The following is a 26,157-nucleotide window of genomic DNA, read 5'->3' on the forward strand; positions in this document are numbered from 1 at the left end:
TTTATTTTTCTATATATCATTTACAATATCGTATCTTTCAAGTTTGACGAGTTTTTATTTTGTAATTCAATGGAGAAAGAAAAGCTAAGTGTAGAACATGTATTGGCGATGGACCTGCCTGAGATTATTGTGTATGCAGCCCCTGTGATGTTTGCCCTGGTGGCGCTGGAGTGGATAGTAAGTGCTTATCAAAAGCGTGAACTTTATGACAAAAGAGATACCCTGGCCGCTACGGTCATAGGTCTTGTAAATGTAGGTATAAGCGCTGCGATCAAAGTTATTACTTTTGGTATCATTCTCTTTTTTTATAACCTGGTGCCCTGGACTATCCCACACACCTGGTGGGCTTATGTGCTGTGTTTTATCTGGATCGATTTTTGGCGATACTGGGCACATAGAATAGCTCATGAAAACCGTTTTTGGTGGGCTACCCATGTTACTCATCATAATTCGGAAAAATACAATTGGTCTGTTTCCTTTAGGTTGGGATGGACGCAGCATATTAAGATCATATTCTTTATTCCGGTGGCGTTAACAGGTTTTCACCCTGTTGTATTCTTCATATGCCATCAAATAGCAGTTTTATACCAGTTCTGGATACATACAGAGTACATTAGAAAGCTGCCCAAGCCGATAGAATTTTTCTTTACCACGCCATCTCATCACAGAGTGCATCATGCAAGGAATGAGAAGTATCTCGATAAAAATTACGGATCTACATTTATTATTTGGGACCGGATGTTTGGTACTTTTCAGCCTGAGGAAGAGCAGGCCGACTACGGGATTACCACCCCGGTAAATTCTTACAATCCGGTAATCTTGTGCTTTCATGAATGGATGGACATTGTTAAAGATATTAAGCATTCCAAATCATTGAAGGAGGCCTGGATGGTGACTTTTAGCCGGCCAAGCAAACTTGCGCAGAAGAAGGAGGCTCTTCAGAAAAATATTGATGCGGGAATTTTGGAGCCTCGGGCCAAATCAGCATAGATTTGTTATAAACAAACATTTAAAAAACATGAATCCGTTCCACCTGGCCTTTCCGGTAGCCGACCTGCAAACTACCAGAAAATTTTATACAGAAGTATTGGGTTGCGAAACAGGACGTAGCTCCGATAAATGGATAGATTTTAATTTTTTCGGGCATCAGGTAGTAGCACACCTGAAGCCCGAGGAGGCGGGCTCAGACCACACTAATGAAGTAGATGGAGATCAGGTGCCTGTAAAGCATTTTGGTGTTATACTGGAAATGGGCGAATGGGAACAACTGGCGGAAAAATTAAAAGCACATCAGATCAGTTTCATTATTGAACCACATATTCGCTTTAAAGGAGAAGTGGGCGAACAGGCGACTATGTTCTTTCTTGATCCCAGTGGCAATGCTCTGGAATTCAAAGCCTTCAAAGATAAAAGTCAGATCTTTGCCCACTGATCTAAGAGGTGATGTATCAGAAGCTAATTGTTAAAAGCTCCTGCTAATTAGTGTCTCTAAGAAAACGCCAATGTCTGCGTTACGCCAGCCCCAAAAATGCTTTTCCCGACAACTGTAACAACTGTACGGGAATCCGCTTTTTGGAACTTCATTTCTTAAAGCCACTTAGCGTTTTCTTACAAACACTAATTAAATCCGGCTAGATTTTCAATAATTTAATTTTTCCACGTTATTTGAATAATACTACTTATGCCGTTGCTGCTAGGCGTATGCTTTCTTAAAGCATTTTTTGGTTTGAAGTGGAGTACTATTAATTATTTTGACAATGCCCAAATTCTACTTTTTGCTACTGGCCCTTTTCTGTTTTTCTGAGTCTGTACAGGCTCAGGAGGAAGTGAATGTAGCTCAAATACTCGACTCTTTGCAATATGGAGCAGAGCTTCCTTCGGAAATTTTGCAGACAAAATCATTGGTATTGGTGAAGGTGCCGCCCAAAAGCACACAGCCATACCTTAGGGGTAGTTGGAAGAAGTTGGCCGAGCAGGCACAGCCAGGGTTTAAAAGAGCGGGCATAGACGCAGTGGTATACTACTATGTAGAAGATATTTATAGTGGTAAAGAGCCTTATCTTTCGTTTATGGAAGATTTCAAAAAACGAGGTTTGGAAAATATTATTTTCCTGGTGCAGGAAGCGGCAAACTACAGGATCGTACTCACCAAAATGAACGATGGAGACCCATTGATAAAATCAGGCCAGCAGGCCTGGCAAACTCAGCATGCTGATCTGGCGATGGCGCTGAACAACCTGTACAAAGCAGCAGCTAATTCTGCACAGGCAAGAGAAAACCTGCTTATCCTGGAAGTTCCGGAATTTGGCACGATGACCAGTCCGATTAAAGGCAGAAGAGGAGAGTATTATGACCTGAATTTTTCTTCCGAAAGGCTTGCCATAGTACCTTTTGCTGATACTGCTCAGATTAACCAGGTGATGGCAGATTATCCGTACAAATACGGCTTTGTAGATGCAAACAAAGGGGATACAAAACTCCGTTCTGATGGCTATCAATATATTTTGTATTACGTACACACCACCGGCAAAGAAGTAAAGGAAATGCTGGGTTATAATACCACTGACACCGAAACGGCTTATGTGTCTGAGGTAGTAAAAGATGGCCAGGTTCGTGTAAATTCGTATAGTATTGATATCCCGGTTTATAAGTTCTATATCAAACATATCTATTCAGGCAATGTTTTTTTAGGCAAGAAGTGGGATGCAGCCCCTACCTGGCAGCAGGCATTGACCAACTATATTGATAACCTTAGGAACGAACTGGTGAGGAAGTGATAGCTGAGCGCGGAGAGGAGGTTTGTAACTTTTATTTTCCGACTTGTTGTATCTCAATTTAAGGGACGATATCAGTCAGCCATAACAGATTAATCTGTGAGGCGATATCATGCGTTTGAGCAAAACCGCCCTACCCACTGCTTTTTCCGATAATTGTTATTTATGGACTGATCATTTGTCTATTGCCTTTGCTTACTTGCCGATTGCCGACTGAGCATTACCTGGCTACCAGCTAAAATAAAAATAGAGAATAGAAACCCAGGAAAGGAAACAGGTAGAATTGCCAGGATCCAGATCAGTTTCTTATGGTATCTATGAGAGCTGCCAGAATTAGCCATAAATGGAAATACTATAAAAACAGGATAATGATTAATCTCCCGGCATTGCTGGTAAAAGAATATTCATAATAATGAAATTTTTATTTGTGAATTTCCGTTTCCATGGCTGCTGAGGAACAACAATTGCGGTTACCCTTCGTAATTATACATAATCTATAATTAAGGATATTATTACAAGGATAGGATAAAGTGGTCAATAATGCTTTTTGTTTTAAGGGATAATAATCTGTGAATTAGTAGGTTATGTCACTTTTTTAAAAGTTGGCACAGCAATTGATGCTTTTGTCTTTGAAAGGAACATAAAATAATTTTTTAATCTATAAATGTGACGATTATGCGAAAAGTGGTACTTGTACTTTTGGGTTTAGGGGTAGTATGCGGAGAAGCCATGGCACTTATGGCTGCAGCAACTTTCAAAACGGCTGACGGGCAGAAAATACAGGTCACCATCGACAAAAAGGTGGTAAATTCTGTGCCAAAACAGTTCGTGAAAGTTGAAGGAAAAGGTGGTGTACATCAGGTGAAGATCAAAGTTTTTAATGGGCCGGAATTATTCGTAGCAAGCGAACAGTTAAGCATACGCGCCGGGTACAGAAGTGAGTTCACTGTTTTTATTAACGATTCCAAAACATTGGAAGTAAGACAAACAAGGGCCACAAAAATTTATCACTATCAATACAAAAATCCTGACAAGTTTTACAACCGAAGAAATTATGCCCTTTTGAAAGAGAGAAAGCCTTTAAAAAAACATACTCCTCATGATGACTTCGATATGTTAATGCCCGGCAAAGTGGGTGTTAGAGAAAGGGAGTTGTTGGCTTAATTCTCTGATTTATCTTTTTGATTTGGATCCCTTTCCAGGAGCTGACCGGCAAGGGATTCGGCTTTTTGTTCCTCTTCATGAGTTTCTTTGATCACCTTTTCCAATTCATCTTTAGTGATCCACCCATTTTCAAAGGCATGCTTTGCAGCTTCCGCGGTATTGGTTACCAATAGCATTTCTACATCATGCTCTTTTAGCTCGCTGGCAATTCTGTTGATCTTCTTGTCTTTATTCGATGATGACACATCGCGGATATAAATGGCCTTAACCCTTCCTGGGAATTCTTTGGTAATTTCGGCATACAACAGACTATCATGTTGTCCGCTATCACCAATAAGAATGAATGACAGGTCAGCAAACGTGACCATCAGATGCCGGATTTTCTCTAGCTTGTGTATGTGAGTGCCTCCGCCTGATTTAATAAGCTTCCAAAGGTTCACTTTCAGGTCCTGAAGAAGAAAAGGCCCTTTTGGTATGCTTCTTACTTTGCAAAAATCATCGAGGAAGTCGTATAGATTCCATTCACTGCTACTGACATAGAATATCGGGTTGGTTACATCAGCCTCAGGGCCATTTTGCAGAGCGTGATAAAAAGCGGCTACTCCGGTAAAGGGAAGCCGGGTTTTTGAGTTTTTTGTGAGGATCAGGCGTAGCTTTCTAAAAACTTGTGTTGCATGAGAGATCAGTATGGTGTCATCTACATCTGAAATGATACCATAGGACGAACCTCCATGATGAATATATACCTCATCCTCGATCTCCAGTTCTTCCTGCTCTTCAACAATTTTATCCAACACTTTATACCGTACTTTGTGCCAACCGGCCTGGCTTAGTGGTTGCTTAAACCTAAATGTAGTTTCAAAGTATCCCCGGGGGTCTGTAACCATTACTTTATCATGACCAAAAAGGTTTACTTCCACGCGTATGTCAGGGATGGGGCTACTCACATAGCGGCTGATCATTGCCCGGATATTTTTCCTGCGCTTATCATCATGAAATGCTTCATATAAAACGCGATCATCCAATACGTGCCCCCGGATGTGTACAATCTTTTGGGTACCGTATCCTCGGTAAGGCAGGATCACAGGAGGAGACAGCAATCCCAGGCTCTTCTTGAGGCGAAGAGAAAGCTTTTTGATCGGTTTACGAATAAACTTTTTAATGCTCCTACAGTTTTATTCTATAACTTGTAATGGTATCCCAATGTTCCTTTTTAGCTATCTATGAATAAGATACTTTTTGTTATCAATCCTATTTCCGGAGGACGAGACAAAACCGGCTTGCACCAGGAGATCTATTCTTTTTGTAAAAATAATCATCTGCAAGGCGAGATAATGGAAACGACAGGTAAAAATGACTTTGATCGCATTCATAAAAAGATGGAACAGGTTGCCCCGGATACTGTAGTAGCCTGTGGTGGTGATGGTACTATTAACATGGTGGCACAGGCACTTCTCAAAAAGAGTATTACACTAGGCATTATACCACTTGGCTCGGCCAACGGATTGGCTGCTGAGTTACTTATACCCCGCGATATAAAAAAAGCCCTTGACATCATTAAAGAGAATAATGTGCTCCCTATAGATATCGTACAAATAAACGGAAAATACATCTCGCTTCACTTGAGTGATGTTGGCTTTAATGCCAAACTCATTAAGCATTTTGACCAGGGCAGGGTGAGGGGTAAGCTGGGCTACCTGACGCATTTCTTTAAAACGCTCCATAAAAAGAGCCCTCGCAGATATACTTTTAACCTCAAGGGAAATAAATTTAGAAGAAGAGCCGAAATGGTAGTATTCGCCAATGCCTCCAGATATGGAACAGGAGCGGTTGTAAATCCTGAAGGGATTATCAATGATGGCAAATTTGAAGTTTGCATTTTTAAACCTTATCCCTGGTATGCCATATTTCGCCTTACCTTTGATTTCTTTACCGGCAGAATGAAAAAGTCTCCCTATGTGAAGATCTTCTCAACAACGGAGATCACCGTTAAAGCCCATAAGGCAGTGCCCTTACAGATAGATGGTGAGGTAATAGGTGATTTCAAAACAGTATACGTAAAAATGCTCCAAAAACAGCTACCCGTTATCGTGTCCCCTTATTTTAAAATAACGTGAGTTTGATATAAAGGTCATGAGTAATGAGTAGAAGAATGGCAATGCGAACTACAAAATGTGATACTCCAGTCTCAATACTCAATACTAATATCTCAATCAATGCCATTAAGTTAGGGGTATCCAACAACTTCAGTTGATTTTGTGGATAAATGACATTACACCATCATTAACCACAGAAGAAGCAGAGGAGGAACAGGAATCATAGATCACTACGTCATCCTTCAGGATCCCCTGATCCTCGGCAGAAGTTGAAACCCGGACACTGCCGGTAGCGAGGAGATCCCGGATCTTCACCGCGTTACGTCCGGGATGACGGTAGTGGGGGAGTTGATATGCATACCTTTAATCGGTTCTACTATATCGAACTCACATTAAAATAAAAAGGCCATGAACCAGTCATGACCTTTATTTTAGGTTTAGGTGTTAGATCTTAGAAAGGATATTGATTTTTAGCGATCACATGATCTGCCACCCTTCTTCTGGCGTTCTTAAGGTTGTGTGGCTCCATTTTGGTGAACCTCTTTAGCCCCATAAGCATCATACGCTGCTCATCTCCTTCTGCGAATGCATATATAGCTTCTTTACCGGCAGCAGCGGCCTTTTCTATAGCTTCATACAGGTAAATTCGCATCATATCCGTCTCAATGCTTACTGCTTCAGCATCTTTTTGACCTGCCTGTTTCTCTACTCTAAGCAAACATGACTCGGCCACATAGCCTTCTATTAACATATCGGCCAGGTTCATTAGTATTTCCTGCTCATCGCTAAGCTTTTGCATAAGTTTTTGCACTGCAGCACCGGCTACCATCAAACCTGCCTTTTTCAGATTGCGGAGCGCCTTTTTCTCTTTGGCAAATAGCTCTTCACCATCCGATGCTCCAAAGTCAGGAATAGACATGAGCTCTTTTTGAACAGCCATAGCGGGGCTCATCAGGTCCAGATGGCCTTTCATAGCACGCTTCAGCAGCATGTCAATACACAACATCCTGTTGATCTCGTTGGTGCCTTCAAAGATCCTGTTGATGCGTGCATCTCTGTAAGCCCTGTCCATCGGACCCTCGGCTGAGAATCCCATACCTCCGTAGATCTGGACGCCCTCATCGGCAACGAAATCCAGTACTTCAGAGCCATTGACTTTAAGGATCGCACATTCAATAGCAAACTCCTCAACAGACTTCAATCTGGCCTGTGCAGGATCCGTGCCCTGGCCAATTAACGAATCGTAAGCATCGTCAATATTTTGACCGGCTCTGTAGTGAGCAGATTCAGAGGCATAAACTTTAGCCGCCATTTCTGCTATTTTATGTTTGATAGCGCCAAAGTTTGAAATGGAAGTTCCAAACTGCTTTCTTTCGTTAGCATAGTTTACAGCATTGTTAATAATAGCTTTGCTGCCTCCAATAGCGGCAATACCGAGCTTGATGCGACCGATATTCAGGATGTTAACTGCTATTTTGAAGCCATTTTCCCTATCAGAAAGAAGATTTTCAACAGGTACCTTCGTGTCATTGAAGAAGATCTGTCTGGTAGAAGACCCTTTGATACCCATCTTCTTTTCCTCTTCATTCATGGTAATGCCACCAAAATCTTTCTCAACAATGAATGCAGAAAGATTTTTATCATCATCAATTTTGGCAAATACAATGAAAATATCTGCAAAACCACCATTGGTTATCCACATTTTCTGGCCATTGATAAGGTAATGCTTACCATCATCTGTTAGCTTGGCCTTTGTCTTTCCTGAGTTCGCATCTGATCCCGAATCAGGTTCTGTCAAACAGTAAGATGCTTTCCACTCACCCGTAGCTAGCTTTGGAAGGTACTTGGCCTTTTGATCCTCATTGCCATAATACAAGATGGGCAATGTACCAATACCTGTATGGGCTGAAATTGCAACAGCAAAAGAATGGCCTGCGCCTAATATTTCCGCTACCAGCATGGAAGTATTGAAGTCCATACCGAACCCTCCATACTGTTCGGGTACGGATGTGCCAAGAAGGCCCAGCTCTCCTGCTTTATCTAATAACGAAGGCATTAGCTCAGGGTGCTTCATAGAATCAATTTCATCCAAACGGGGATTGATCTCCTGCTCCAGGAAGTCTTTACATGTCTGAGCGATCATTTTTTGCTCTTCACTCCACTCTTCAGGTGTAAATATTTCATTGGCTTCTGTCTCACGGATCAGAAATTCCCCTCCTTTAATAGCCGACTTAGTTCCGGCCGGTATCTCCTTTGATTGGTCTGTTGCTGTAGTACTCATAGTATTTAGTCTTTAGTAGTGAGTCTATAGTCTCACCAGTGTTGTTAATGTTTAATGCTTTTAAGTTATATCGAGTAGTCACTGGTCTCTAGTCACTGGTCGCTAATCACAAGCAACCAGTGACAAGTAACTAGTGACCAGATAGCTATTTCAAAAACTCATAAATCCCTGCCACACCCTGTCCGCCACCGACACAGGCTGTTACCATTCCATATTTGCTGCCTTTTCTTCTTCTCATTTCATTCAATAGAGTGATCGAGAGTCGTGCTCCGGTGCTTCCCAGGGGGTGACCCAGTGCGATGGCTCCGCCATTCACATTTATCTTGGACCCATCCAGGTCAAGATCCCGGATAACGGACAATGACTGTGCGGCAAAGGCTTCGTTAAGCTCTATCAGGTCAATATCCTTCATCTTTAATCCGGCTCTGTCCAGGGCTTTGGGAATGGCGTAAGTCGGGCCTACACCCATGATACGCGGCTCTACTCCGGCCACGGCATAGCTCACCAGTCGAGCTACAGGTTCCAGCCCGAGTTCCTTGACCTTTCTTTCTGACATTACTACCACGAAAGCAGCTCCGTCATTAGTAGGGGAAGAGTTTCCGGCAGTAACTGAACCTCCTGCAGCAAATACAGGCTTCAACTTCGCAAGCGCCTCCATACTTGTTTCCGGCCTGGGACCCTCATCGGTATCTACCACATACTCACGGGTCTTTTTCTTGTTGTCCTCTACGAAAGTTTCCTTTACTGTAATAGGCAGTATCTCCTCTTTGAACTTTCCTTCTTTCTGCGCTGCTACTGCACGCATATGTGAGTTGTAGGCAAATTCATCCTGATCCTCACGAGATATTTTCCATTGCTGAGATATTTGCTCAGCGGTCAGGCCCATACTGGTGTAGTAGTCAGGATGCTCAGAGGTAATGTTGTAGTTCAATGCTGTTTTAAAGCCCATAACCGGTACCATAGACATAGATTCTGTCCCTCCGGCTATCACCACATCGGCCATACCGGCATTGATCTTAGCGGAGGCGAGGTGAATAGCTTCAAGGCCGGATCCACAGTACCGGTTGATCACCATACCGGGAGTATCCACACCCAGTGCCATGAGAGAGATCATACGACCCATCTGCATGCCCTGTTCGGCTTCCTGCACAGCATTACCTACTATCACATCATCTACCATGCTGTTTTCGAGGCCATCGATCGAGGCCATCAAATGCTTAATTATATCCACCGCCAGGTCATCAGGGCGAGTGAATCGAAACCCACCTTTTTTTGCCCTTCCTACGGCTGTTCTAAATCCTTTTACTATATATGCGTCCATTTTTGTCTTGCGTTTTGTTCTTTTGAAATAGTGTACTTTTCAATGTCATTGGTCAATTGCCACTAGTCACTGGTGACCAGTAACCAATGACTAATTTCTAAGTGCTTTCCCCGTAGTCAATATCGACTGTATCCTTTCCAGTGTTTTCTTTTCGCCGGTTAGGGATAAGAATGCTTCTCTTTCCAGGTCAAGGAGGTATTGTTCTGATACTTCCTGGGCATAAGAGAGGTCTCCTCCGCACATGACGTAGGCAATCTTATTTGCGATCTTCACATCATGGTCAGAGATGTAGTTACCCATGCGCATGCCGTTGACACCCGCCATGAATAAAGCCATACCGGTTTTACCCTGGACTTTGATATTTGTGGCTTGTATTGGCTGGGTATAACCAGCATTGGCCAGTTCAAGCACTGTGGCTTTGGCATCGGCAATCTGTCGGTCTTTATTGATGGTGATCCTGTCCTGTGGGCGGATGATGTTCATACCAATGGCCTCGTGAGCCGAGGTAGCTACTTTCGCAGTAGCAATGTTCATAAAGGCATTTTGCAGTGCATTTAGCTCTACATCGCCTTCTTCAAGAGCATCGGAAACACGCTTGGTCAGCTCTTTGGTACCACCGCCTCCGGGGATCAGACCTACACCAACTTCTACGAGACCGATATAGGTTTCGGCAGCAGCCTGAACCACATCGGCATGCATTGTCATCTCACAACCTCCTCCCAGGGTTAGTCCATGAGGGGCTACTACAACCGGTACAGATGAATAGCGTACCCGCATCATGGTGTTCTGGAAGTGCCGGATCATGAAATCCACTTCATCATATTCCTGCTCAATAGCGTACATAAACACCATGCCCAGGTTAGCTCCGGCAGAGAATTGCGCTCCCTGGTTGCCGATAACCAGGCCACGATAATCTTTTTCAGCCATATCTATAGCCCTGTTGATGCCTTCTACTACCTCTCCTCCAAGCGTGTTCATCTTAGTATGGAACTCCACGTTCAATACACCATCACCAAGGTCGAAGATGGTAGAGCCGGCATTGCTCCATAATACTTTGCTCTTCCTGATATTATCAAGGATGATGTATTCATCAGCCCCGGGAACAGGCTTATAAGATTTGGAATCAATGTCGTAGTAATTTCTTACTCCGTCTTTGGCGGTATAGAAAGATTCGATACCTGCATCCAGCATATCATACACCCATTGGTTAGGCTTATAGCCCATTTCCTCCATTTTCTCCACCGTTTTCTTCACCCCAAGCACATCCCAGGTCTCAAAAGGACCTACTTCCCAGCCAAATCCCGCACAAATGGCATCATCTATCTTATACAGCTCATCGGCTATTTCAGGAATGCGGTTGGAAACATATTTAAAGAGAGCATAGAATGAGTCGCGGTAAAACTCACCCGCCTTGTCCTTACCGGCAAATAGCGGCTTAAACCGCTCCTTTAGATTGTCTATCGGTTTGGTAGCTTCCAGTGTGCCGAATTTTACCTTTTGCTGGGGCTTGTATTCCAGTGTTTTAAGATCCAGGGTAAGTATCTGTGTTTTACCCTTTTCATCCTTTGTCTTTTTATAAAAACCCTGTCCGGTTTTATCTCCCAGCCATTTGTTTTCTTCGAGCTTGGCGACAACATCCGGCAATTTAAAGGTGTCCCGACCCTCGTCATTGGGCAGGCCCTGGTATAAGCCATTAGCTACTTTTATTAAGGTGTCCAAACCAACAACATCTGATGTCCTGAAAGTGGCTGACTTTGGCCTTCCGATCACCGGACCGGTCAATTTATCTATTTCATCAACGTTCAGGTCCAGCTTCTGCATCGAATCGATAACTTTCAGTATAGCGTAAATGCCTACTCTGTTTGCTATAAATGCTGGAGTATCTTTACACAATACAGTAGTTTTTCCCAAGTACAGATCTCCGTAGTGCATTAGGAAGTCAGTAATCTCAGGATCGGTTTTGGGGGTTGGGATAATCTCCAACAGCTTTAAGTAGCGGGGAGGATTGAAGAAGTGCGTGCCGCAGAAATGTCTCTGGAAATCTTCACTCCTTCCGTCAAGCATCAGGTGAATGGGAATACCCGAGGTATTAGAAGTAATGAGCGTGCCCGGCTTTCTGTATTTCTCTACCTGCTCGAACACCTTCTTTTTGATGTCCAGGTTTTCCACAACTACCTCTATCACCCAGTCGTAATCTTTGATCTTCTCCATATCGTCATCAAAATTCCCCAGCGAGATACGGCTGGCGAACTTATTGTCATATAGAGGAGCGGGGTTTGACTTAACAGCGGACTCGAATGCCTGGGTGACGATCCTGTTCCTTACCGCTTTACTGTCCATTGTCAATCCCTTCTTTTTCTCATCCTCGCTTAACTCTCTGGGAACGATATCTAACAACAGCACTTTTACTCCAATGTTCGCGAAGTGACAAGCTATACGAGATCCCATGATCCCTGAACCTAGCACTGCTACTTTGTTAATTCTTCTGGTCATTGTTGTTTTATGGTTTTTCGTTTTCGTAAATGTTACTTTTTTCTATAATTCGGTTGATATCCCCGATCACCTCAAAAAAGATCTTGAGTTTGTCTTCAGGGATGTGCTCTCGTACGGCTTCATTAAAAGCCAACACAGTTTTTCTGGAAAAGCCCTTTCTCTCCTTTCCCTTCTCTGTAAGAAATATGCGCACCGAACGTTTATCATTGGCATCCGGCTGGCGGTAGATAAGGCCTTTGTCTTCCATGTTTTTTAGCACACGGGTAAGACTCCTTGCCTCCAGCCCCATAAGCGGAGCTATTTTAGTGGCGGGGGTTCCCTCTTTTGAAGAAATATTGAGCAGAACGAACCCAATAGATGTGGTGATATCCTGCTTAACGGCCTGCTGATTGTACATGCGTGATATAGCATGCCATGCCGTTTTAATATTGTGATCAATGGTTTCTTCTCTTTTCATTTATTTGTATCTTAATATCAATTACAAAAGCTTATTTTAGAAAAACTGAAAAACACCATATATAGCCTCCGCAATTGACGGATAACAAATATAGTAAAATTTGTTATGCATGCATACTAATTGTGAATAAAATTTAGCCTTGCTCAAAAGTCGGCCTTGTAGCGTTTAAATGGGAAAATATTCCGGTCATGCAACCATCTGGGGAGAACTACGTCTTAATACATAAGAGACCAATGTATTAGGGAATTATGCATTCAAAGGAACTTCTTAAGGGCACGCTACAGACGATTATCCTGAAACTTCTGGCTGATCAGGGCAAAATGTATGGCTATGAAATAACTCAACGGGTGAAGGAGTTGTCTGGGGGTGAAATGCTGCTGACAGAAGGAGCCTTGTACCCTACACTTCATAAGCTGGAAGCTGAAAAGCTGTTGACAACAGAGAAGGTGACGATGGGAAAGCGGGTGAGAAAGTACTATAAGCTTACTGAAGCCGGTCAATCCTCAGCCGCAGAAAAGATGGATGAGTTTACCAATTTCATTCAAATGATGCACCGGGTATTACAAATTGATCCAGCCTTTTAGTTATGGAGCTCTCTACTGATCAGATTGATTATATCCAAAAGGATATTAACTACCGTGGGATCGTTTACGATCAATTGGAGGAAGAACTGCTGGATCACATCTGCACATTGGTTGAGAAAAAGATGGAAGATGGCGCTAGATTCATCGATGCCTATGACCAGGTGATAGAAAGATTCGGCTCCGAACAACAAATACAACACATTCAAAGTCAAACACTCATTTTATCGAATAACAACACAAAGATCATGTTAAGGAATTATTTCAAAATCGCGTTGCGGAATTTATCGAGGCATAAATTCTATTCGTTTATCAACGTAGCCGGCCTGGCCGTGGGGCTGGCCTGCTGCCTGGTAATAACGCTTTTTGTCATGGATGAACTCAGCTATGACGACTACCACACAAAAAAAGATCGCATCTATCGCTTAACCAGTCATGGTGCGTATGGTGGCAATCAATATGTTTTTCCGGTGGCTCCGGCCCCACTTGCTCCGGCTCTTATTACTGACCTGCCCGAAGTAGAAAAAGTAGTGAGATTCCGCAGTAGAGGCAGCTATCTGGTCACCACCCCTCAAATGACGGAGAGCTACAAAGAGCATAAGTTGATTTTTGCCGATAAAGATTTCTTTCAGGTGTTCTCTGTTCCCATGCTAAAAGGAAACCCCGAAACTGCATTAAAAGACCGGATGAGTCTGGCCATTAGCCGTTCTATTGCTCAAAAATATTTTGCAAACGAAGATCCGGTTGGAAAAACCATGATCCTTGACGGGGCCCAGGAGTATCACGTGACGGCTGTCTATGAAGATATGCCGGCAAACGGCCATTTACAATTCAATTTTTTGATGTCGATGGCGTCTCTGGAAGAAAGCAAAAATACCGAGTGGTTAAGTAACAACTTCTATACCTACGTATTATTAAGAGAGGGTACTTCTCAAAGTGATTTTTATCAAAAAATGAATGCTATGGCTGCGGGCTACATTGAGCCTCAATTGATAGCCTTCATAGGCAAAACGATGAAGGAGTTTGAAGAAGGGGGAAACAAAATAGACTTCAAAGTTCAGCCGCTTAATGACATTTATCTTCATTCGGATTTCATTTTCGATATTGGCCCTATTGGAGATATAAGCTACATATATATGTTCTCGGCCATTGCCATTTTTATTTTGGTAATTGCTTGTATCAACTTTATGAACCTGTCGACAGCACGTTCTTCTAATCGTGCTAAGGAGGTCGGGGTAAGAAAGGTATTAGGCTCATTCCGATCTCATTTGGTCAGGCAATTTCTCACCGAAACGATTCTGCTGTGTTTAATTGCGTTTGCTTTGGCAATCGCCTTGGCGTCCATCGCTTTGCCTTTTTTCAATGAGCTTGCCGGGAAGAATATGGCTCTGCCTGTTGATAGTTTAACATTTTATGCAATCATATTGGGGTGTGCTTTATTTATAGGGATACTCGCGGGGTTATATCCGGCATTTTTCCTTAGCGCTTTTAAACCTATTAATGTGCTGAAGGGTAAGCTTGCGTTGGGCACGGGCAGTAGCTTTATCCGAAGCGGGTTAGTGGTATTTCAGTTTTTCATTAGCATTTTATTGATCATAGCTACGGCTACCGTTTATAAGCAGCTTAACTACATACAAAGCAAAAAGCTTGGCTATGATAAAGAGCAGGTGCTTTTGGTAAATGATGCTTATATGCTTGGTACTAAAATGGCTGCTTTTAAGGAAGAATTATCACAGTTGCCCAATGTAGCAAATGTCTCCATTTCCGGATATATGCCTGTGCAGGGCTACAACCGAAGTGATATGAGCTTTTGGGAGCAGGGCCTGGAGCCCACCGAAGATAACATGGTCAATATGCAAATATGGGATGTGGATGAAGGTTACATATCTACCTTGGGCATGGAAGTGGTGCTGGGAAGAAACTTCAATAAAGACATAGCCTCTGACTCAAATGCAGTGATACTAAATGAAGCAGCCTTCAAAGCTTATGGCTTTGAGGAAGGCAAGGAAAATTTTATTCAGACTTTTTTCTACGATTATGCCACAGGACAAACTCGGCCGGACAAGCTCATCACCTATCGTGTGATAGGGGTGGTGAAGGATTTTCATTTTGAATCAATGAAGGAAAATATTGGACGTCTGGGGATGAGACTTCGACCTAGTGTGAGTACATTGGCTATTAGATTCAGTACCAGCGATATCCAAACAGTGATCTCATCTACGGAGGATGTCTGGAAGAAATTTACGGCTGAACTGCCTTTCAACTATACATTTTTAGATAGTGATTTCGGTAATATGTACCGTGCTGAGCAGCGCCTGGCAAGCGTGTTCACTATTTTTGCCGGATTGGCCATACTTATAGGTTGTCTCGGCTTATTTGCTCTGGCCTCATTTATGGCGGAACAGCGTACAAAGGAGATCGGTATCCGAAAGGTACTGGGTGCGTCTGTAGGCAAAATCGTTTTTATGCTTTCCAAGGAATTCAGCAGGCTTATCATTATTGCGTTTATTATAGCCGCTCCCATTGCCTGGTGGGCATCGTCAACCTGGCTGGATAACTATAGTTATAGGGTAGAAATAGGTGTTGGTCTTTATTTACTGGCGGGAATGATGGCCTTTCTCATCGCGTGGCTAACGGTTGGCTACCACTCCGTGAAGGCTGCACAGGCCAACCCTGTGGATTCTTTGAGAAGTGAATAGTTTAATTAAACAGTAAAAGATTTTTCGGATTTTAGTGATCCGGAAAATCATTCGTATTACAGTGTTTAAAGCCCTGCATCAGAAGCTTAAAAATGAAGGTTTTTTTGACAAAACCTTGATTGATAAAATTGACCCCCTCTTTCACTCATTGGAGACGAAGAAGGGAGAGGTTCTTTTGCGGCAGGGGGAAACGGCACGTTATTTATACTTTATTAACAAGGGCTGTCTGCGTGTATTTTGTGTACAGGATGATGGTAAAGAGTCGACTCGTTTTTTTGCTTTTGAGAACCGGTTTGCCACTGCATTCCCCAGCTTTATTAGCCAACAACCTTCTTCGGCATTTATTGATACGGTGGAGAAATCTTCCTTATTGAAGATACATTATGATGATTTCCAATCTTTACTTCGGACCATTCCGGAGTGGGAAAGGCTGTATCGGCAGGATCTGGAGAGGGATTATATTGAAAGCATTCAGCGCATTGAAAGTTTTGTGACCATGAATGCGGGGGAGCGGTACAGGCGAATTCTGAAAAATGAACCTCATCTTATACAACGGCTGCCCAATAAAATATTGGCCAACTACATGGGTATCTCGCAAGAAACCCTAAGCAGGTTAAAGTCCAAAGACTAAAGGCATAGTGATGCTCCATTTTTTTGATATTTGTCAATGTTTGGTAGAGGAAGAGATGCTATCTATGCATTAAAATTCTATGCCGTTATGTTTCGTATTTTATTTATTGCTTCTGTTGTTTATATAGCTTTACCACAAGTATTTGCCCAAAGCGATCCAGCAGCACCCTTAAATATCGGTCAGGCGACACTGACGTTAATTGACAGTGCCAGAAAGAGGCCTGTTAAAACTGAAATATGGTATCCCACTGAAGCGTCTTTAGATGACGAAACCCGAGAGTACGGTCCATTTTTCCGAACACCTACTATACGCAATGCTGATCCTGTAGATGGAAAGCATCCGCTGATCATGATGTCGCACGGCACAGGAGGAGGAAGGCTTACTATGGAGTGGCTGGCCGCTGGTTTGGTGAAAGAAGGCTTTATTGTAGCCGCTGTAGATCATTGGGGTAATACATTTGATAATATAGTACCTGAAAACTTTTTGAAACATTGGGAGCGACCAAAAGATATCAGCTTTGCGCTAACAGCCCTGCTTGATCATGAAACTTTCGGGGCTCTTGTTGATACAGCGAAAATAGGTGCAATTGGGTTTTCATTGGGAGGATACACTGTAGTGGCCCTTGCCGGAGGGGATCTGGATTTTAATGCATTGTTTCAGTTTGTTAAAACGCCTGAAGGACACAAGGAAGCTTCAATTCCTGAGCTTCCTGAGCTGACTACCCTTCTACAAGATGAAAATTTTATATCAAACTTAATGGAAGGCTATCAGCCTGTCGCGCTTAGCGACAGTCGGATTGATGCTGTGATGGCCCTGTCACCGGCATTGGGGCAGGGATTTAGTGATGAGAGTCAGATGGAAAATATAACTGTACCGGTGTTTATTATTGGTGCACGGGCTGACAATATAGCTCCTGTAAAAACAAATGCCAGGCATTATCACGAGCTTATAGATCATTCGCGTTTTTTTCTATTCGAAGGGGCAGTTGGTCATTATGTGTTTCTAAATGAGGCGAAGGAAGCGATAAAATCAGAAGCACCTATTTACTTTCGTGATCATGAGTCGGTAAGCAGAAAGGAAATTCATAATGAGACTATTGAATTAGCAACGGGCTTCTTTCATGACGTTTTTCACAAAAAGTAATACTTTCATCCTCTTGGGTTTATCTGCCTGAATCCAAATATTTGGATTATAAAGTTTTTGTCTCTATTTTCGACACCTTTATTAGATTAACAGACTAAAAAAGTACTAATATGGCAGTAAGAGGTGGTTTTTCCAGTAAACTTGGTTTTGTGGCTGCGGCAGCCGGGTCAGCGGTTGGCCTGGGGAATATTTGGCAGTTTCCCTACGTAGCGGGTCAAAATGGAGGCGCTGCATTTCTGCTGGTGTATGTTGGTTGGATATTTCTGATAGGCTTACCTATTATGATCGGAGAAATAGCTGTCGGTAGAAATACTGCTGCCAACCCTTACGGTGCGTACAACAAGCTTGGGGGAAAATCATGGGCTCTTGTAGGTTTATTCGGTATTATTTGTGGTGTAATGATACTTTCCTTCTATAATGTTGTAGCAGGATGGGCTTTCGGTTATTTTGTGCACCTAAGCTTTGGGGGCCTCCTTAAAGAAACGGATTTTGCCGGATATTTTTATAATTACACTGCCGACTATAGTGACAACCTGATTTATAGTATTGCCTTTATGATCATCACTGCCTTTATTGTATATCGCGGTGTACAGAAAGGTATAGAGGGTACTTCTAAGATATTAATGCCTACTCTTTTTGGTATTCTTATTCTGATTATTATTTACGGACTTACGCTGCCTAATGCTATGGATGGGGTAAGCTTTTACCTGCTTCCTGACTTTAGTCTCATTAACGGAGCTACAATATATTCTGCACTAGGTCAGGCATTTTTCTCGCTGAGTCTTGGTATGGGTGCTTTGATTACTTACGGCTCTTATATTAGCAAAAGTGACAACATTGTAAACTCTGCCACTTTAGTGACTGTGGCGGATACTATGGTGGCCTTCCTGGCTGGCTTGATGATATTCCCTTTGGTGTTTTCACAAGGGCAGTCGCCAAGTGAGGGACCGGGACTTGTATTTATCGCGCTGCTCGGTGTTTTCCAAACGATGCCTCCTCTCGTTGCTAAGCTGGTAGGTGGTGGATTTTTTCTCCTACTTTGCTTTGCTGCATTAACCTCTACTATTTCTCTTTTGGAGGTGCCGGTAGCTTTTCTGGTAGATGAGAAAAAATGGAGCCGTAAAAAGGCTGTTGCGGTTATGGCTTCGCTGATCTTTATAATTGGCCTGCCAAGTATGCTGTCATATGGTGCATCAGACCTGTTTACCAATTTTACCTTCTATGAGGGTAAGACAAAGAATTTCATGGATATTGTTCAGGATGTATTTTTCGTAGTCAGTCTACCCTTGGGAGGATTCTTGCTGAGTGTGTTCATTGCCAGACACTGGAAAACGAAAAACATGTCTGACGAGATAGCACAAGGCTATTCATCTTACAGAGGGTCACTTTTAGAAAAGTACTTTAATACTATGATTACTGTCATTTGTCCAATAGTATTGGGTATAATGTTTGTGCTTACACTACTGCAGAAATTTTTTGGGGTTATCATTATCTAATATCGGCTAAGGTTTTCAATTTTTTTTCTTAATTTTTCACTATTAAATACTTCATTATGAAAGTGTAACAGAAGGACTTTGCCCTAACCTAACCTAATGCTAAAACCAACCTCCACTCTCCAAAAATATATTTGGATAGATCAGAAATTTGTTCCTGCTTCAGCAAAATACAATATTGGCGGCTTTGTTGAAATAAAAGGAGATGTCGACATCACGCTTTTCAGAGAGGCTGTTGTGCGCACCCTGATGGGCTCAACATACTACCTCCCGGAGCAACAGGAGAAATTTGCATTGCAGGTATGGGGCTTGCAAGTCAATACCTGAATAGAAAAGAGCTTACAGACAAAGCTTTCGTTTATTATGACAGCCAGAGGCTCTACCGCTCTGGTGACTTGGGCAGGTGGAATATTGATGGGGACTTGATCTTTCTTGGGCGCAAGGACGACCAACTGAGCTTTAGAGGCTACCGGCTGGAAAAAGAAGAAATTGAAAATGCTATTTTAAAATTGCCTGCTCTTGTTCAGGAGTGTATTGTAGATGTTAGGGAGGTGAACCACCAACCCGCCCCCGAAGTACTTTCTTTCATAGCACAAAATTACTGCGGAGTGAAGCGGGTAGCCCTGGCAGTGGATTCTGTTCAGGAGGCATTTGACAAAAGCATACAAAATGGAGCCATTCCGGTACAACTACCTGTAACTACAGAGGATGAACTGGGGCAGGTGGAGGAAGCCTCTATTAAACTTTACGAGCACAATGAGATCACTTTTATCAACAGGCACTCCTATCGGGGACATTTCAAGCCCGGTTATAAACCACTTAAAGATGCGAGTACTACACACTCCGCAGGGCTTTTGTCAATAGACCATATCGCCAGTGAGGTGAGAGTGAATGAAACTGACTATTGGACCAACTACCTGAGTCAAACCATTGGCACACAACTGGTGCAAAGCATAGAGCGTGATGAGCAAAATAAGACGGGAATGATCCTTAAGATCAGCCAGTCAGCAGATAAAAACATGACATTTGTTATGGCTGAACCTGAAGTTGTCGAGAAAAAATCGAAGGTCCAGGAAAATATTAATAAATATGGGCCAGGCATTCATCATTTAGCTTTTGAAACCAGCGACATGATCGCCACGGTGGAGACGTTAATAAAGGGAGATGTAGAATTTATCTCTTTTCCACCAAGTTACTACGACATCCTGCGTGAGCGCGAAGAGTTTAGAGGCTATGATATTGATAAACTGCAGCAATATGGAATTCTTATAGATAAGGAAGGAGATAGCTATTTGCTTCAGAAATTTATCAAGCCTATCAGCGACAGACCTTTCTTTATTTATGAAATAGTGCAACGGGTAAATGGTTACTCCGGCTTTGCCTTAAAAAACATCAATATCCTGAAGAAAGCAGAGGAAAAGGAGATAATGAAAGTAGCTAACGAAGCATAGAGCCCCAACCAATAGAAGCAAAAGCGATAGTATACAGACAAGTTTAAAACAGCAATTTTTATATGAAAGATAATAACTGGTACCTGAAACCTAATGTGGTCATGGAACCACTTGTAGAAAACTGGTATGCCTGGACACACATCATTTCTCCGGCAACAGCAGCGATGAATGTGGTGGGCAGGCATTTGAAGATCATGACGTCTTATATACAGGCCCCCCACATACATGAAGCAGCGGTTAGAAGCCCCAAAATGCTTGGAGGCCCTTTTATGGACTACTCCCGGAACCGTGTGGAGGATGTGAAAAGGTTAAAGGAAGATACCGTTGCCAACCAGTCAAAGTTAATTGAACTGGCAAAGGCCATTACCGAACTAGATGCTATCTTAAAGCGACATGAGCATGGCTATTCATTAGAGGCGTTATATAAAAAGGTGCCTGATATACTCAAAGGATACGTGGAGCTTACCTACGATTTGAATAACCGGCCTTCTTTCAGGCTATATGAGTCGCTATTGTATAAAAGTGAATTTTATGATCCCTCTTCACAGGGCCTTGCCCTTTGGGTCACTAATAATGATGAGCGCCCTTTCTGTCTTAGCACGCCCCGTTTGGAAGAGCCTCATGTTCTTAATCTCCGTATTCCTTTTAGCCATCCCGGAATAGATAAGCTAAGCAGAATGAAAAGATATCCCGGGTCTGTTGAAGAGATAGCGCATCTCCTTGGTGTCAAAGAAGAAGACAGAGCACTATTTGATACGTTCTTTACCAGGCAGGAACACCCTTCATACAGAAAGTACGAAGGAGATAAAGTGAGAATGAGATATTTTGGCCATGCCTGTATATTGTTAGAAAGTGAAGACATAAGCATACTTGTGGACCCCCTGATCAGCTACTATGGCTACGAATCCAGCGTAGAACATTTTTCTGATATCGATATACCCGATGAGATTGACTACGTGTTGATAACGCATAACCATCAGGACCACATTTTATTCGAGACGCTGCTACCCCTACGACATAAGATCAAAAATATTATTGTGCCGCGAACTACCAGTGGCGATCTCCAGGACCCGAACCTGAAGCTGATGTTTAATAATATAGGCTTTAACAATGTCATTGAAATAGATGAAATGGAGGAGGTAAAATTTGGAAACTGTACCATCACTGGCCTGCCTTTTACAGGAGAGCATAGTGATCTGAATATCAAGGCTAAAGCATGCTATCACGTAGCTTACAACGATTTTACCTTTCTCTTTATGGCTGATTCCAGAGTTGTGGAGGCGGAATTATACAGGCATGTCCATCAGTTTGTTGGTGACGTAGATGTTATTTTCCTGGGAATGGAATGTGATGGCGCTCCGCTTTCGTGGCTTTACGGTCCATTGCTGCTGGAAGAGCTGGGGCGTGATCATGACCAGTCGAGGAGGCTGTCTGGTTCTGATCGTGAGAAAGGGATGCATCTGGTAGATATTTTCCATCCCAGGGAGGTTTATGTATATGCCATGGGGCAGGAACCATGGGTGGAATTTATCAGTAGCATTAAATATACGGCAGAGTCCAATCCGATTGTTCAATCCAATGCTCTCGTGGAGGAATGCAGAGGGAGGGGAATAGTGGCAGAAAGGCTGTTTGGAGAAAAGGAGCTTTTTTATGATATGGTCAATGTAGAATGAGTCCGGCTCCGGCAGTTGCCATAGGTATGTCTGATGGCTAACCACTCATGTAATTTGTGGGAGCTATGATACTTCATTTTTCTATTTTGGAATAAAATATATATTCGTTAATAGCGGTACAGGGGCGTCCGTTACCCGGTATGTAAATACTCACAACTTGCCACAATCGGTGAACAAGACTCGCCTTGTTGAAAAGCAAATTGATTATGCAAATGAAAAAATTAATGAGTGGTATTGTCTGCTTTTTGCTGTTTGGATCTCTTTATGCCCAGCAAGACAGCGTAGCGGTTGCAGACACCGTAAAGAAAGAGGATATTAAGAAAAAGGAGCTTCCGCTGGAGGCCGCAAGAAAAATTCCAATCAAAACCAATGAGGGATCCTGGATCTCGCTGGATGTCAGTCCTGATGGGAAGACAATAGCATTTGATATGCTGGGGGATATTTACCTCCTTCCGATCGCGGGGGGAAAGGCAGAGCGGCTGACCGAGGGTATGGCCTTTGACTCCCACCCTAAGTTTAGCCCGGATGGCAAAACCATACTTTTTGTATCAGACAGGAGCGGGGGCGATAATCTCTGGACAATAGACCTGGAATCAAAGGAAACGAAACTAATTACCAAGGGAAATAACACTACTTTCCAATCAGGGGATTGGGCTCCAGATGGCAAATATGTAGTGGCATCGCAAGGAAAGCGCAACCTGAAATTACATATTTACCATGTTGACGGAGGTTCCGGAGCCCAGATCATCGACAAACCTGACAACCTGAAAACAGTAGAGCCTGTTTTTAGCCCTGATGGCAGGTATATCTGGTATTCCAAAAGAGAAAACGCCTGGAGCTATAACGCCAGCTTACCCCAGTATCAACTGGCGATCTATGATCGTAAGACCGGTGAGAGTGCAACAGTCACTTCCAGGTATGGTTCTGCTTTTGCTCCTACTTTGTCGCCCGATGGTCGTTGGCTGGTATATGGCAGCAGACACAATACGGAAACCGGATTGATAGCACGAAATCTAAGAACAGGGGATGAAAAATGGCTGGCTTATCCTGTGCAAAGAGATGAGCAGGAGTCAATTGCCCCCTTGGGAGTGCTGCCTGCTATGTCGTTTACTCCCGATAGTAAAAATCTTGTAGCATCATACGGAGGAAAAATTTATAGTATACCTGTAGCAGGAGGAGAGGCGGTCAATATTCCTTTTGAGGTAGATATCCAATTGGAGGTAGGGCCTGAATTGAAGTTTAACTATCCTGTTTCTGATGACAAAATGATGACGGTTACTCAGATCCGGGATGTAAAGCCTTCGCCAGATGGTAATAAAATCGCCTTTACTGCTTTAAACAAGCTGTATGTCATGGACCTTCCCGATGGAGAGCCCAGGAGGCTGACCACTTCACAGGATACCGAAGCCATGCCTACCTGGAGTCCGGATGGCAACTATCTGGCCTATGTAACCTGGAATGACCGTGATGGAGGACATATCTTTAAAATAAATACCAAAGGGAAGGTAAAACCCATACGACTGACTGAAAACCCGGCCGTGTATACCGAACCGGCATGGTCGTTTACCGGAGATCGAATTGTTTTTCTAAGGGGAACCAGGCAAAGCTATATGAATGGCACGGGTCCTGTATCTTTTAAAGCGCAGGATGATCTGTATTGGATTTCTGCCAATGGTGGAGCTACGCATTTCATTGATAAGGCCAAAGGCAGAGGGGCGCCACATTTTGTCAAATCAGAGGACAGAATTTACCTGTACAGTGGCAGCAAAGGCCTGGTGTCCATCCGATGGGATGGTACAGATGAGAAAGAGCTGGTAAAGGTAACAGGAATTACGACTTATGGTTTTGAATACGATGAATTAGGACACCACATACTAGCGGAGAATGCTTCGGAACCGGCACAAAAGCCTTCTGATGCCTCCCTTGTGCTTATGGCACCGGAGGGTGATCAGGCGCTGGCACTGATACATAATGAAATTTACACCATCACTGTTCCGCAGATCGGGGCTGAAGTAGTGAAAATTGCCGTTGCCAAGCCGGAAAATGCTGCCTTCCCCGCCAGAAAGCTAACGAAGATAGGTGGAGAGTTTGCCAGTTGGAGTGCCGATGCCAAGACAGTAAGCTGGGCTATAGGAAATGGTTATTTTAGCCATAACCTCGAGGAAGCCAAAGCCCGGGAAGCAGAACTGGCGAAAAGGAAAAAGGAAGAGGAGGAAAAGAAAAATGAGGAAGGTAAGGATAGCGAGAATGAGGAACCGGATAGCAAAGAAGACAAAAAGGAAGAGGGTTATGAGCCAAGGGAGGTAGCCGTTAAAGTACAGGTCGAAAGGGATGTGCCTCAGGGAAGCCTACTCCTTCAAAATGCGCGCATCATTACCATGAAGGGGGATGAAATTATAGATGCCGGGGACATTCTTATTGACAACAACCGGATCACAAAGGTGGCGGCAGCCGGAACAATAAATGTTGATGGGAAAATGAAGAAGATGGATATGGCTGGCAAGACGATTATACCCGGCCTGGTGGATACCCATGCGCACATGTGGCCGGCCTGGGGAATCCACAAAAACCAGGTTTGGATCTATGCGGCTAACCTGGCCTATGGCGTGACCACAACACGAGATCCACAAACAGGGACTACTGATGTGCTTACCTATGCCGACATGGTGGACGCGGGCGAGATGTATGGACCAAGAGTTTACTCTACCGGTCCCGGTGTGGGATTCTGGGCCTACAACATCAACGACCTGGATCAGGCGCGTGATATACTGAAGCAATATTCCAAATACTACAACACCAAGACCATAAAGATGTATGTGGTGGGTAACCGACAGCAGAGGCAGTGGGTAATTATGGCTGCCAAAGAGCAGGAATTGATGCCCACCACAGAAGGAGCCCTTAATTTCAAGTTGGACATGACGCAAATTATTGATGGATATCCGGGCCATGAGCATAGCTTCCCCATCTATCCATTATATAAAGACGTCATAGACTTTGTAAGTAAGTCACGAACGGCCTATACTCCTACTTTGCTGGTGTCTTATGGAGGTCCATGGGCTGAAAATTATTATTATGCCACAGAAAACGTACAGAGAGATGAAAAGCTGAACTTTTTTACCCCTAAATCGGAGCTTGATCAAAAATCGAGAAGAAGAAATGCCGGGTGGTTTATGAAGGAAGAGTATGTGTTCGAGGATCATGCGGTGTTTGTAAAGGACCTGGTGGCTGCCGGAGGCTTGGCAGGGGTAGGTTCTCATGGCCAGCTTCAGGGCCTCGGCTATCATTGGGAGCTGTGGTCTATGCAATCCGGAGGTTTGTCAGAGCATAATGCCCTAAAGGTGGCTACTATTCATGGCGCGACAGCTTTGGGCCTTGAAAATGACCTGGGCTCCATCGAAGCAGGAAAACTGGCTGATCTGATCATTCTCGATAAAAATCCACTTGAAAACATAAGAAATACCAACACCATTAAAATGGTGATGAAAAACGGACGTCTATATGATGCTAATAATTTAGATGAAGTATATCCTGATCAAAAAAAGGCTCCTGCCTTTGATTGGCATCAGATGGAACCTAATGGTGTTCCGGGAATACCGAGGTAATAGATGTAATGACAGCTTAAGTAATGTGAGTTCGATATAAAAACACAGTCATTCTAACGAGAGTAAGGATTTTTCCAAGTTTTAATTGTATCCTTGAAACTTAGTAAGATTCTTTATTCCTACCAATGACAAGTTTTAATTACATTGCTCAGCGTATAACTTTGTGGCTATTTTGATTTTTTCATAGCTCATGTCTTATTTTTTTGTTCCCGAAAGCATTAAAGCATTCGGGATAACAAAAAGAGTCAAGACTGTGAGTAAATGGCTAAATTTCAATGCCTGCGATGACAAATCACAA

The 26,157-nt window shown here is 43.1% G+C and carries 19 protein-coding genes; 14 read left to right on the top strand and 5 right to left on the bottom strand.

Going from position 1 to position 26,157, the window contains the following annotated elements; genetic code table 11:
• Positions 1–69 precede the first annotated feature (69 nt).
• The 4 genes from C900_RS19185 to C900_RS19200 all read left to right on the top strand — a co-directional run bounded on the left by C900_RS19185 (position 70) and on the right by C900_RS19200 (position 3,938).
• Entirely contained in the window at positions 70–990 is a 921-nt protein-coding gene (locus C900_RS19185) for a sterol desaturase family protein (protein WP_009581830.1), read from the top strand.
• A gap of 28 nt (positions 991–1,018) precedes the next feature.
• Positions 1,019–1,432, top strand: a complete 414-nt coding sequence (locus tag C900_RS19190) for a VOC family protein (RefSeq protein ID WP_009581831.1) — start codon at positions 1,019–1,021, stop codon at positions 1,430–1,432.
• 325 nt (positions 1,433–1,757) lie between these two features.
• Entirely contained in the window at positions 1,758–2,777 is a 1,020-nt protein-coding gene (locus C900_RS19195; RefSeq protein WP_009581833.1) for a hypothetical protein, read from the top strand.
• 672 nt (positions 2,778–3,449) lie between these two features.
• Positions 3,450–3,938: a hypothetical protein gene (locus C900_RS19200; protein WP_009581834.1), complete on the top strand. Its 489-nt coding sequence runs from the start codon at positions 3,450–3,452 to the stop codon at positions 3,936–3,938.
• On the opposite strand, the gene C900_RS19205 is transcribed toward C900_RS19200, so the two are convergent.
• Positions 3,935–5,038 carry an App1 family protein phosphatidate phosphatase gene (locus tag C900_RS19205; protein ID WP_009581835.1) on the bottom strand — a complete coding sequence of 368 codons (1,104 nt, stop codon included), beginning with the start codon at positions 5,036–5,038 and terminating at the stop codon, positions 3,935–3,937. The genes C900_RS19200 and C900_RS19205 overlap by 4 nt on opposite strands.
• A 123-nt stretch (positions 5,039–5,161) precedes the next feature.
• On the opposite strand from C900_RS19205, the gene C900_RS19210 reads away from it, so the two are divergent.
• Entirely contained in the window at positions 5,162–6,055 is an 894-nt protein-coding gene (locus C900_RS19210) for a diacylglycerol/lipid kinase family protein (protein WP_009581836.1), read from the top strand.
• A gap of 430 nt (positions 6,056–6,485) precedes the next feature.
• Here the strand turns inward: C900_RS19210 and C900_RS19215 are convergent, their stop codons facing one another.
• From C900_RS19215 to C900_RS19230, 4 genes are all read right to left on the bottom strand, one after another.
• Positions 6,486–8,315 carry an acyl-CoA dehydrogenase family protein gene (locus tag C900_RS19215; protein ID WP_009581838.1) on the bottom strand — a complete coding sequence of 610 codons (1,830 nt, stop codon included), beginning with the start codon at positions 8,313–8,315 and terminating at the stop codon, positions 6,486–6,488.
• 145 nt (positions 8,316–8,460) lie between these two features.
• Positions 8,461–9,636: a thiolase family protein gene (locus C900_RS19220; protein WP_009581839.1), complete on the bottom strand. Its 1,176-nt coding sequence runs from the start codon at positions 9,634–9,636 to the stop codon at positions 8,461–8,463.
• A 90-nt stretch (positions 9,637–9,726) separates the two neighbouring features.
• The gene (locus tag C900_RS19225) at positions 9,727–12,129 is read right to left on the bottom strand and encodes a 3-hydroxyacyl-CoA dehydrogenase/enoyl-CoA hydratase family protein (RefSeq protein WP_009581840.1); all 2,403 of its coding nucleotides are present in this window, start codon (positions 12,127–12,129) and stop codon (positions 9,727–9,729) included.
• Between the two features lie 7 nt (positions 12,130–12,136).
• On the bottom strand, positions 12,137–12,586 hold the full coding sequence (locus C900_RS19230; protein WP_009581841.1) for a MarR family winged helix-turn-helix transcriptional regulator: 450 nt from the start codon (positions 12,584–12,586) through the stop codon (positions 12,137–12,139).
• Positions 12,587–12,834: 248 nt separating this feature from the next.
• Here C900_RS19230 and C900_RS19235 point away from each other — a divergent pair, with 248 nt between their 5' ends.
• From C900_RS19235 to C900_RS19275, 9 genes are all read left to right on the top strand, one after another.
• The gene (locus tag C900_RS19235; RefSeq protein WP_009581842.1) at positions 12,835–13,170 is read left to right on the top strand and encodes a PadR family transcriptional regulator; all 336 of its coding nucleotides are present in this window, start codon (positions 12,835–12,837) and stop codon (positions 13,168–13,170) included.
• Positions 13,171–13,172: 2 nt separating this feature from the next.
• Positions 13,173–15,866 carry an ABC transporter permease gene (locus C900_RS19240; RefSeq protein WP_009581843.1) on the top strand — a complete coding sequence of 898 codons (2,694 nt, stop codon included), beginning with the start codon at positions 13,173–13,175 and terminating at the stop codon, positions 15,864–15,866.
• A 34-nt stretch (positions 15,867–15,900) separates the two neighbouring features.
• Entirely contained in the window at positions 15,901–16,497 is a 597-nt protein-coding gene (locus C900_RS19245) for a Crp/Fnr family transcriptional regulator (protein ID WP_157494085.1), read from the top strand.
• An 87-nt stretch (positions 16,498–16,584) separates the two neighbouring features.
• A complete protein-coding gene (locus C900_RS19250; protein ID WP_157494086.1) occupies positions 16,585–17,640 on the top strand; it encodes an alpha/beta hydrolase family protein in 1,056 nt (351 codons plus the stop codon).
• A gap of 110 nt (positions 17,641–17,750) precedes the next feature.
• Entirely contained in the window at positions 17,751–19,136 is a 1,386-nt protein-coding gene (locus tag C900_RS19255; protein ID WP_009581846.1) for a sodium-dependent transporter, read from the top strand.
• A gap of 96 nt (positions 19,137–19,232) precedes the next feature.
• Complete coding sequence (locus C900_RS19260) at positions 19,233–19,460, top strand: hypothetical protein (protein ID WP_009581847.1); 228 nt, start codon at positions 19,233–19,235, stop codon at positions 19,458–19,460.
• Complete coding sequence (locus tag C900_RS30685) at positions 19,436–20,584, top strand: VOC family protein (RefSeq protein ID WP_009581848.1); 1,149 nt, start codon at positions 19,436–19,438, stop codon at positions 20,582–20,584. Before C900_RS19260 ends, C900_RS30685 begins: the two co-directional genes overlap by 25 nt.
• Positions 20,585–20,646: 62 nt before the next feature.
• On the top strand, positions 20,647–22,257 hold the full coding sequence (locus tag C900_RS19270; RefSeq protein WP_009581849.1) for an MBL fold metallo-hydrolase: 1,611 nt from the start codon (positions 20,647–20,649) through the stop codon (positions 22,255–22,257).
• Positions 22,258–22,469: 212 nt separating this feature from the next.
• Positions 22,470–25,859 carry an amidohydrolase family protein gene (locus C900_RS19275; RefSeq protein WP_040497138.1) on the top strand — a complete coding sequence of 1,130 codons (3,390 nt, stop codon included), beginning with the start codon at positions 22,470–22,472 and terminating at the stop codon, positions 25,857–25,859.
• Positions 25,860–26,157 lie beyond the last annotated feature (298 nt).

It is taken from the genome of Fulvivirga imtechensis AK7 (assembly GCF_000331535.1).
GTDB lineage: Bacteria > Bacteroidota > Bacteroidia > Cytophagales > Cyclobacteriaceae > Fulvivirga > Fulvivirga imtechensis.

What these genes read in the sequence shown, in the direction of transcription:
- C900_RS19185 (WP_009581830.1), top strand. Translation starts at nt 70, where the DNA reads ATGGAGAAAGAAAAGCTAAGTGTAGAACATGTATTGGCGATGGACCTG.
- C900_RS19190 (WP_009581831.1), top strand. Translation starts at nt 1,019, where the DNA reads ATGAATCCGTTCCACCTGGCCTTTCCGGTAGCCGACCTGCAAACTACC.
- C900_RS19195 (WP_009581833.1), top strand. Translation starts at nt 1,758, where the DNA reads ATGCCCAAATTCTACTTTTTGCTACTGGCCCTTTTCTGTTTTTCTGAG.
- C900_RS19200 (WP_009581834.1), top strand. Translation starts at nt 3,450, where the DNA reads ATGCGAAAAGTGGTACTTGTACTTTTGGGTTTAGGGGTAGTATGCGGA.
- C900_RS19210 (WP_009581836.1), top strand. Translation starts at nt 5,162, where the DNA reads ATGAATAAGATACTTTTTGTTATCAATCCTATTTCCGGAGGACGAGAC.
- C900_RS19215 (WP_009581838.1), bottom strand. Translation starts at nt 8,315, where the DNA reads ATGAGTACTACAGCAACAGACCAATCAAAGGAGATACCGGCCGGAACT.
- C900_RS19220 (WP_009581839.1), bottom strand. Translation starts at nt 9,636, where the DNA reads ATGGACGCATATATAGTAAAAGGATTTAGAACAGCCGTAGGAAGGGCA.
- C900_RS19225 (WP_009581840.1), bottom strand. Translation starts at nt 12,129, where the DNA reads ATGACCAGAAGAATTAACAAAGTAGCAGTGCTAGGTTCAGGGATCATG.
- C900_RS19230 (WP_009581841.1), bottom strand. Translation starts at nt 12,586, where the DNA reads ATGAAAAGAGAAGAAACCATTGATCACAATATTAAAACGGCATGGCAT.
- C900_RS19235 (WP_009581842.1), top strand. Translation starts at nt 12,835, where the DNA reads ATGCATTCAAAGGAACTTCTTAAGGGCACGCTACAGACGATTATCCTG.
- C900_RS19240 (WP_009581843.1), top strand. Translation starts at nt 13,173, where the DNA reads ATGGAGCTCTCTACTGATCAGATTGATTATATCCAAAAGGATATTAAC.
- C900_RS19250 (WP_157494086.1), top strand. Translation starts at nt 16,585, where the DNA reads ATGTTTCGTATTTTATTTATTGCTTCTGTTGTTTATATAGCTTTACCA.
- C900_RS19255 (WP_009581846.1), top strand. Translation starts at nt 17,751, where the DNA reads ATGGCAGTAAGAGGTGGTTTTTCCAGTAAACTTGGTTTTGTGGCTGCG.
- C900_RS19260 (WP_009581847.1), top strand. Translation starts at nt 19,233, where the DNA reads ATGCTAAAACCAACCTCCACTCTCCAAAAATATATTTGGATAGATCAG.
- C900_RS30685 (WP_009581848.1), top strand. Translation starts at nt 19,436, where the DNA reads ATGGGGCTTGCAAGTCAATACCTGAATAGAAAAGAGCTTACAGACAAA.
- C900_RS19270 (WP_009581849.1), top strand. Translation starts at nt 20,647, where the DNA reads ATGAAAGATAATAACTGGTACCTGAAACCTAATGTGGTCATGGAACCA.
- C900_RS19275 (WP_040497138.1), top strand. Translation starts at nt 22,470, where the DNA reads ATGAAAAAATTAATGAGTGGTATTGTCTGCTTTTTGCTGTTTGGATCT.